4 protein-coding genes are annotated in these 1,625 nt (G+C 39.5%); all 4 read right to left on the bottom strand.

The features are described 5' to 3' along the window. Positions 1-167 precede the first annotated feature (167 nt). Complete coding sequence (locus MTBBW1_RS17265; RefSeq protein ID WP_080805291.1) at positions 168-497, bottom strand: type II toxin-antitoxin system HicB family antitoxin; 330 nt, start codon at positions 495-497, stop codon at positions 168-170. Beyond that, positions 481-744, bottom strand: coding sequence for a toxin HicA (locus MTBBW1_RS17260; protein ID WP_080805289.1), 264 nt, complete (start codon positions 742-744; stop codon positions 481-483). Before MTBBW1_RS17260 ends, MTBBW1_RS17265 begins: the two co-directional genes overlap by 17 nt. A 179-nt stretch (positions 745-923) precedes the next feature. Next, positions 924-1,205, bottom strand: a complete 282-nt coding sequence (locus MTBBW1_RS17255) for a hypothetical protein (RefSeq protein WP_222424098.1) — start codon at positions 1,203-1,205, stop codon at positions 924-926. Next, positions 1,174-1,455 (bottom strand): BrnT family toxin, encoded by a 282-nt coding sequence (locus MTBBW1_RS17250; protein ID WP_245809448.1) that lies wholly within the window; start codon positions 1,453-1,455, stop codon positions 1,174-1,176. The genes MTBBW1_RS17255 and MTBBW1_RS17250 overlap by 32 nt, the downstream gene beginning before the upstream one ends. Positions 1,456-1,625 lie beyond the last annotated feature (170 nt).

Genomic DNA, 1,625 nt, shown 5'->3' with positions numbered 1-1,625 from the left:
GATGAATTAAGCCGCCGCGCCAATAGCTTTCGATGAAAACGACTCCCGTTCACGCGGTCCGTTCACGCGGTCGGCTTGAATGACTTGTTGGCATGTGCGTCGGCGATATAATTCAATTCAGATGCAAAAGGATTGTAGCTCAATTGACTTGTTTATTCAATTTTGCATCATCGGCTTAGCTTTGAGCTTGCGAGACGATTCAAACTTACCCCTTCTTCAGCAGCCTGAATTGCCAATTGTCTATGAATATGTGGTGGAATACGCACCATGAATTTCCCACTATATTTTTTGCTTGATAATGGCTCTGGAATACTTTCGTTACATTCGAGCATATCCTCAACAACAGAGTTTACCGTTTGCCTGATTCCTTTTAAAGCCTTTTCAGGTGAGGATGAAAGCCAGCTAAGACTTGGGAATTCGGTACAAAGCCCAACATATTCCTGATCTTCTTCTGACCATGAGACGCGATATGTGTAACGATTATTTTTTGTTGGCATAACGATCACCCTCCAACTTTTCAATAGCTTTCAGCACTTGTTTTACCTGATAGGATTTGGCTTTCCCTTTTGAGTTTTGAATATTTACTCTCGGGTCACCTCTCCATGGCATTTTGTAAACTCTGTGGCTACTGCCTGATTGACGTGGCTCTCCAAAATAGTGATTGCATACTTTGCATAAATCAGAGAAACGGACATCTTTTTGGCTTTGCTTCATCAGAGCAATGATATCTTTAATCGTTGTCATGCTTAAATAGTACCAATAATGATATCGTTGTCAAGTTGTATTTTTTCAAATTGCTGAAAATTTTTTGTTAACAAAATTTAAATCTCGATTTTCAAAGAACACTTCGATATGAGCGCAATAGAGATGACAACGCAAAGCTCAGGGGCGCCGCCAACAGCTTTCGGGCGTGCCGATCCCGTTCACGGCGTCCCCTGGAGCGTAATGTTAGCGTAATGTGGTTTATCATTGCTTATTGTTTTTACAGGAATTTTAGTAGCTTTCAAAATAAGTCGGAGTGCTTGATTAACTGACTCGTCAGAAGGAAAAGCACGTGCTAAGTCAGGCTCTAACACCACGACATTTTTTCCCAACCGCCTTTCAGGTGCATATCTACCTTTAGGCATAATGGGTAACTGAGTGAGATCGTAATCTTCACGCAGTTCATAATCTTCATTCTGCTTCTTCATAGACTCGTCTTTCATTTTTCGTTGCCTTTCTTGCACTAATAATACGAATGATTTCTTCACGTTCGGTATGGGCAATCATTAGTAATCGTTGATCAGTCGACATTCCTAATGTAATGTAACGTTCCTCATCTTGAGAGTGTTCGATGTCTAAAAAAGTTATAAAAAACGGATCATTAAATACAGTCTTTGCATCGTCAAAAGTGATACCATGTTTCCCATGATTGCTGCAGGCTTTGTTCGGGTCCCACTCGAATTTCAAACTCATAACAATATCTCAACGCATAGTAATACTTGTACAAAATTTATGATTCATGAATAATTATTAATTAGGGAGTTAACAACAAATAATCTACCCAATTTGACTAAAATACGCCCGTCAATAATGACTATCTGCTTTAAAAGCGGGTAGTTTTATTCTTATGAAGTCCCTTATTC

The organism is Desulfamplus magnetovallimortis (genome assembly GCF_900170035.1).
Taxonomy (GTDB): domain Bacteria; phylum Desulfobacterota; class Desulfobacteria; order Desulfobacterales; family Desulfobacteraceae; genus Desulfamplus; species Desulfamplus magnetovallimortis.
Note: the sequence above shows the minus strand (reverse complement) of the source record. Positions and strands in the feature narration are given on the sequence as shown.